We start from the raw sequence: 6,350 nt of genomic DNA on the forward strand, positions 1-6,350 counted from the left end.
TTCTACAACCCGCGTCGGCGACACTCGAAACTGGGCTACATCAGCCCCATGGAGTTCGAAGCCCGCGCTATGCTAGCTTAACTCGCTGTCCACAAAACCGGCAGCAGGCCAGAGCGCTGCTTCAATCGCCTCAAGCACTTCAGACGCTTCGCCACGCGTTATGACCGCAGGACAATCAACTTCGCGGGCTTCGTACACCTCGCGGCAATAATGGTCTGGCTGCGATGAATGTCGATCAGTCCTAGACCACAACGAAACCCGCTCATGGCATGGCTGGAACCGGCATGTCTCGCTTGTCATGCTGGCCTTCGCGATGATGGCGGCAATACGCTACCGCGCCAATGACATGACGCTCCCCAAAAAAACGCGGACGCCAGCTACCAGGAATTGATCCGCTGGTCCATCCAGGAAATCCGGCGCATCGCTGCAAGGCTCGCCCGAAGACGGATCGAACCCGCCAGCATCATCGCATGGTCGTTTTGGCGACGCGCCCATCAGGCCAAAGCAAGAAGCGTTCACATCAAACTGAAATTGCAACTGTAATGCTAGTAGAGCACGGGGGCAAGGTCACCACAACCATCGCCTCTTCGGCTTCGGTGAGGACGGTGGACCGCGGCTCTGACGGCCCCGTCTTCATATCCTCGACCGTCGCACGCTTGCGCCACTTCGCAACGGTCTTGGGGTTGATACCCAACTCCCTGCTCAGTTGCGCGAGCGAAGCTTGCGATCGCTGTATTGCCGCTCGGACGGCGTGCGTGGTCGTGGCGCTTCCGTGGCGAACTTGTCCCATAGGGCATCCTTCCATTCCAAAGAAAGGATCGAACCATTAAACTATGGGATTAAACACCTGGGCGGCAGGATAGATTTCAGCAAAATACCCGCATGAACAGCAGTGCGAAAATGCGCATTGCAAAACTCAGACGCAAAATTCAAACTTTTGTTGTGACTTCTGCGACAAATTCGAAGCAGGCTTTAGCGTGGCACTGTATCGGACGGACGGTTGAAATGACGGAACATGCGATATTGATCACGCTGCGACAATGCGCGAGCCGTTATAGTCGTGTCGATCACGAAGCGGATGATTTGATGCAGGATGTTCTGCTGCTGGCGGTCGCTAGAGGGCGGGCAATCACTGATCCGGGATTTGTGGCATGGGCGAAGGGCGCGATCCGCAACCATGCCCGTTTTATCGCAAGGACTGCGGTGCGGCGGCGGGTGCGTGATGCCGCTTGGGGGACACCGTGTGCTGCGCAGAACCCGGTTCCACGTTTCTCTCATACCATTCTTTCGTCGCTGCCACCTGCGCAGCGGATTGTGGCGCTTCTAATAAACCTTGGACTGGACCGCGCGGAGATTACGCATTTACTTGGGTTGAGTGATGCCGCGTTCCGCCAACGTCTCAGGGGGTTGCGCAAGGCCCTTGAAGCATATGCCGGCGAAGCCGAGTTCTTCGACGGATTTTCGCCGGTCTCGGGGGATGGCCTCGCACGGCGTTCCTTGAAGCAATCCCTCCACCCTCAAGCGCCGCGCACTTTCGCCATTCGTGACCCGGACGGCGTACCGATTTTCTTTTCGAGGCGCGATCACATTTTGGGCGATGGCGGCAACTAACATCCGTAACCAAAGGAGGTTTCCATGAGCATACGCTTCAACGGCGTGACAATCATATTCAACGTTGCCGACATCGAGCGCACGCGAGCGTTCTACGGCGAATATCTTGGCATCCAATTTGAACGCTATGACGAAGAAGATGGCAGCGCCTACCTGATGACCAAGATCGGTCAAGAGATTGACCTCATGGTCTTCAAGGGCGATCCCAAGCCCGGCAATACGCCCAACGTGGTCTTTGGCCTGAGCGATGGCGGCATCGACACACTGATAGAGCGGCTGGCGGCTGTTGGCGTCGAGATCGTCACGCCGGTGTCGGAGGCGCCGGGCGGCTGGTTTGCCGACTTTCGCGATCCCGATGGTCAGGTAGTATCCTTCTATCAGGCCGCCGAGGTACCTAGAAAGCTGACGTAGTTACCGTTTCCTTCGCGCAATTCCTTATTTTTCATTGCAAATATTGCCGACTGAAATCACGCTGAAGTTCGCCTCGCAAATGTCGGTCTCAAAAGTCCGCCTGAAGCAGGGGGCTTTTGAGACAGCTTTTCGCTTACGGCGTAGACTCGTAAGGTCTGACGCCAGATGCGCGCGGCGATGAGCTTTGCAGCGGCCAGGTAGTTTTCAGGGCGCTTGTCGTAGCGTGTGGCTATGCCCCTGAACTGCTTGATACGGTTAAAGAACTGCTCGACATGGTTGCGCTGTCGGTAGACCCGCCGGGAGAATGCAAAGCTGCCCCTTCGGTTGGATTTGGGCGGAATATTGGCCCAGGCGTTTCGCTCCGCCATAGCCGCTCGCAGGTCATTGGTATCGTAACCACGGTCGGCCGGCAGGACATGACCGTGGCCCACATCCGCTGTCAGCGCTTCGGCTCGCGTGCAGTCCGCAACCTGTCCTCGCGTCAGGTGAAATTTGACCGGTCGGCCTTCGGCATCAACGAGTGCGTGGATCTTGCTCGTCAGGCCACCCCGGGAACGTCCCATGCCGCCATCGTCTCCAGCCCCTTTTTCCGTCGCCCCGTGCTGGAGGACGGGGACACAGGTGGTGTCGATCATGACGATATCATTCTCATAAGCGTCTGGGGCCGCTTCAAGAAGCCGACTCCACACCCCGGCTTTTTGCCGCCGGGCAAACCGGGGGTAGCACGTCGTGCAGGGACCATAGCGCTCAGGTATCCCAGTCCAGGGCGAGCCGGTGCGAGACCGCCACGAAATACCGTTGATCGCCCACACGTCGTCAACGCGAGGAGCACCCCGCGGCTTGTCGGGCAAAAGCGGCGCTATAATCGCCCATTCATGGTCGGTCAGTTCGTAGCGACGACGGCTCATCGAGGCTCCCTACAATCAGGGGCCTTGAAACACCAGGCGACCAGAACGCCAACATCTTCATGAGTATACGCCCTAACCCCAACACCGGGCCACTATGCGAGCAGGCGGTCCAGCAAGGTTCCCGTCCATACCAGGGCGCACAGCAGCGAGGCGATCAGCACTGCCGCCGAGCCACAATCTTTTGCAATCTTGACCGCCGGCGAATAGTCGGCCGTGATCGCATCACACGCTTTTTCAAGCGCTGTGTTCAGCGCCTCCACCATCATCAGGAACAGGATGCTTCCGATGAGGAGCAGGAATGCCCGCCAGGTGCCGCCGACAAAGCAGGCGATCGGCAAGGCGACCAGCAGCAACAGGGCTTCCTGCCGGAACGCCCGTTCCCGCATAAGCAAAAAGCGCAGCCCATCCATGGAATTTTGAGCAGCAGCGCCAAGCTTGAGCAACGTGGCATTCATGCGCCGGGCTCCAATTGTGAGTTGTTGCGTCGAACCAAGGACAGCGCCCGCCTCACGCGGCTCCTGTCACTGGCCGGCCCTCACGGTCCATTTGTGGCCGTAAGAGTATCTGCAGCGTGGTTCATGTCGACCGGTTCACGGCGCTGAACCATGGGGTCCACGTCGTGCCAGATTGGGCCGTTACTGAAGATGGCGAATATGTCGCCTGAGAGAAACTGTGGGGCCGGCGGAACGCCATAGAGCAGGGATTCCGGATACCGCGCCCTGATGTCCGGCGAACTATAACCCATCAATTCGAGCACAGTTGGTGCAATGGCGAAATGGGAGCCCCGGCCTTTGTAGTTGGCGGCAAACTGGCGAAATCGCGCAAGCAGCTGCGCATTGTCGCTGGCTATCAGCAAGGGCACGACCCCTTCATTCTGGTTCACAGCCGCCAGGTTGCTGCAGTGCGTCAACCGCCCGCTTTCGAAATGCTGGCCGTGATCTGAGGTGTAGATCACCGTCGCGTCATCCCATGCCATGTTGCTATCGAGATCGGCCAGGAGGCGATCTGTATTCCAGCGGATCGCACGCAAATAGCTTGGGGGCATCCTCGCAGGATCTCCCGCTTCACTTCCGTCATTTTGGGTCGCGCCCATGTCGGGAGCATTCGCCTCATAGGGGAAATGAGCCCCGTTCTTGTTCGCAAATATGAAAATCCGGTCGCCTTTGGCAAGCTCCTGTTTGATGATGCGGACCAGCGCTTCATCGAGATCGTGGGTCTTGATATCGTCCGTCAGCTTATGGAATGTATCAATTGCTGCGGCTTCGCCCGGAGTCATGAAATTCTGCAATTTTCCATAGATCTTGATGAAACCCGCCTGCGCGTCGATGTAAACGGTTCTGTATCCGGCGTGCCGCGCATATTGCCATACGGTGGGGCTGCGCAGAACGCTGCCCACCACGTCCGTGCGCGACGCCATGAAACGTAACAGTGCGTTTGAAATATTGGAGCAATTGCCGCCCGAAGCCCCTGGTCCGAGATCCACCCACTGAGCCTCGCGATCGTGGGTTGCGGACGCCTGAACGGTGAGCGGCGACAGGTCTATCGCATCCGCCCGAACGCTTTCATCGACCAGCAATACGATGGCGCGGGACAGTGGCTGACCTCGCGTGATGCCCACCGCATCGCGCGTTGGGAAAGAGAACGTGGCGAGCTTGTAGGACCCAAGGGCGGCCATGGAGAGCGGCGCGAACTGGCGCGGCAGCGCATCGGAGCCTTTGCCTTCCCGATACAGGATAACGCAAGCAATCAGCGCGACTGGCAACACGGGGCTCGCCCCCTGGAGCCGCCGCCACTTCAATAGTTTTGTCTCTCGTTGTGGAGGCGGCAGCATGAAGGCGACAAGCCAGGCCGAAAAAACGAGGATGGCTGATATGACTGCGCTTTGATGAAAATCCAGCGCCCGCCCGGCCTCATGTCGCGCAGACCAGAAATTGAGCAAATCTATCGTAAAAAATTCTGCGCCATTCACCGTAGAATAGAGAAACGCTGCGGAGCCCGATATGCCAAGCACGACGCCCCAAAAGCATCGCACCGTGCGGGAAGGGTGAAATGCAGCCAGCAGAATGACCGCGATGCTCATCGCCCACAGGGCGCTGTAAATGACCGCTGTCGTCACCCGGTGGTCATTGATGAGCACGGGAATGCGCGCAAGCGAACCCGGATTGGTGACGCCAACAAGCGCCCCGATCAGCAGCAGTTTCAATCCCACTCCAACCCATCGTCCCATGGCTGCCACTCCCGCCCAGGATGTGTCCAATACTGCATTTCAACGTTCTCAGCTTTGAGTCCGCAACAAGCAGGGGATGGTGAGCGCGGCGTCAGCCCCGTGGCTGAGGGCAGGGACGGTCCCCTTTTTTTGGCTAGACCGGCGACATCTGACGAGTGTTTTCACCATCCGTCTGTAGTCTTTGCCGGATTTATCCCCGGTCGCTGCGCCAGTCCGCCTCCTTCCTTCAGTTTCAATGTAAACGCCAAATGTCAGACCGATCTCAGGGCTGTACGGAAGCCGGCGCCGACATCAAGGCCTCATCGCTACTGACGTTCTTCTTCCCTTTACAGCTCGCTGCATCCGCCAGCGCCCTGTTGGTCGAAAAGAACCGTTTTTCCTTGGCGCGCTTCGTCCACCCATACTCGCGATTGCCCTCACCCTTTTCGGGTCCATGGATGCGAAGCCACGCCGTGTCGTCCGTTTCGCACCTTCCAATTCGATATCCAGCTGCAAGACCCTGTCATACATCGGTTGCCGGGGTCACTCACGTCGCCGTGATAAACGTGGCAAGGATCTGGCCTCGTGGGCATCCCCCAAATGGGTGGCGTTGTCCCTTGCTAAACTGCGGCGACAGCCCCCAGCTTCCGGCGTGCATGATCGCACCGGTGGCGGTTTCGGTCCAGGCCATCGTGACCTCCATCAAGTCTCGCAACCTGAAGGAACCACAACCGGCTGAAACCGCTCAACTCTTTTCGGGTTGGGCTCTTGGATTTGCGCGGGACTTTCCGTGGTGATCGCCGCGGTCCTCGCTGCGCCAGTTTCTCTCGTTCCCTTCGCGCGGTATTGGCGAGGAAGCCTGCGGGATTCTGCGCGAGGAAAGCGTCCCAGGCGGCGATCCCGCGGGCGAATTCGAAACCGCCTGGGCCGCGGCGGTGAGCATGAGGTTGTGTCCGCCACAATCGAGACAGGCGTCATCGTTTGCGTACAAAATTGCCCTCTATCCGGTCGAAGTAATCAGGGAATTGGGCATGGGGCCACCGCGCTGTGCGGGCAAGAGCCCGGACCTCGCTCTGTGTCCTCTTCCGATGTCGACCAGGCTGGCGCAGGGCGGCGGGAGATGCTGCCGGTGCCGTGGACAGTGGGTTAGGTGTTTGACCCCATGGTTTAATGGTTCGATCCTTTCTTTGGAATGGAAGGATGCCCTATGGGAC

5 protein-coding genes and 4 pseudogenes are annotated in these 6,350 nt (G+C 58.5%); 4 read left to right on the forward strand and 5 right to left on the reverse strand.

Annotation, left to right across the window (positions count from 1 at the left end; genetic code table 11):
- Nucleotides 1-102: 102 nt before the first annotated feature.
- Both ACERNI_RS17280 and ACERNI_RS17285 read left to right on the forward strand, forming a co-directional pair.
- Nucleotides 103-228: pseudogene (locus ACERNI_RS17280) on the forward strand (IS5/IS1182 family transposase); the annotation flags it as partial.
- A 13-nt stretch (nt 229-241) separates the two neighbouring features.
- Nucleotides 242-391 (forward strand): annotated as a pseudogene (locus ACERNI_RS17285) (IS701 family transposase); the annotation flags it as partial.
- Nucleotides 392-571: 180 nt separating this feature from the next.
- Here ACERNI_RS17285 and ACERNI_RS17290 read toward each other — a convergent pair.
- A pseudogene (locus ACERNI_RS17290) lies at nt 572-790 on the reverse strand (transposase); the annotation flags it as partial.
- 92 nt (nt 791-882) lie between these two features.
- On the opposite strand from ACERNI_RS17290, the gene ACERNI_RS17295 reads away from it, so the two are divergent.
- Both ACERNI_RS17295 and ACERNI_RS17300 read left to right on the forward strand, forming a co-directional pair.
- A complete protein-coding gene (locus ACERNI_RS17295; RefSeq protein WP_448834472.1) occupies nt 883-1,611 on the forward strand; it encodes an RNA polymerase sigma factor in 729 nt (242 codons plus the stop codon).
- 24 nt (nt 1,612-1,635) lie between these two features.
- The gene (locus ACERNI_RS17300; RefSeq protein ID WP_113082043.1) at nt 1,636-2,022 is read left to right on the forward strand and encodes a VOC family protein; all 387 of its coding nucleotides are present in this window, start codon (nt 1,636-1,638) and stop codon (nt 2,020-2,022) included.
- Between the two features lie 155 nt (nt 2,023-2,177).
- On the opposite strand, the pseudogene ACERNI_RS17305 reads toward ACERNI_RS17300, so the two are convergent.
- From ACERNI_RS17305 to ACERNI_RS17320, 4 genes and pseudogenes are all read right to left on the reverse strand, one after another.
- A pseudogene (locus tag ACERNI_RS17305) lies at nt 2,178-2,930 on the reverse strand (IS5 family transposase); the annotation flags it as partial.
- 92 nt (nt 2,931-3,022) lie between these two features.
- Nucleotides 3,023-3,385, reverse strand: a complete 363-nt coding sequence (locus tag ACERNI_RS17310; RefSeq protein WP_448834473.1) for a diacylglycerol kinase — start codon at nt 3,383-3,385, stop codon at nt 3,023-3,025.
- Nucleotides 3,386-3,465: 80 nt separating this feature from the next.
- Nucleotides 3,466-5,133: a sulfatase-like hydrolase/transferase gene (locus ACERNI_RS17315; protein WP_448834474.1), complete on the reverse strand. Its 1,668-nt coding sequence runs from the start codon at nt 5,131-5,133 to the stop codon at nt 3,466-3,468.
- Nucleotides 5,134-5,448: 315 nt separating this feature from the next.
- Nucleotides 5,449-5,667 carry a KGG domain-containing protein gene (locus tag ACERNI_RS17320; protein WP_448834475.1) on the reverse strand — a complete coding sequence of 73 codons (219 nt, stop codon included), beginning with the start codon at nt 5,665-5,667 and terminating at the stop codon, nt 5,449-5,451.
- Nucleotides 5,668-6,350: the final 683 nt, after the last annotated feature.

It is taken from the genome of Camelimonas sp. ID_303_24, from assembly GCF_053543495.1.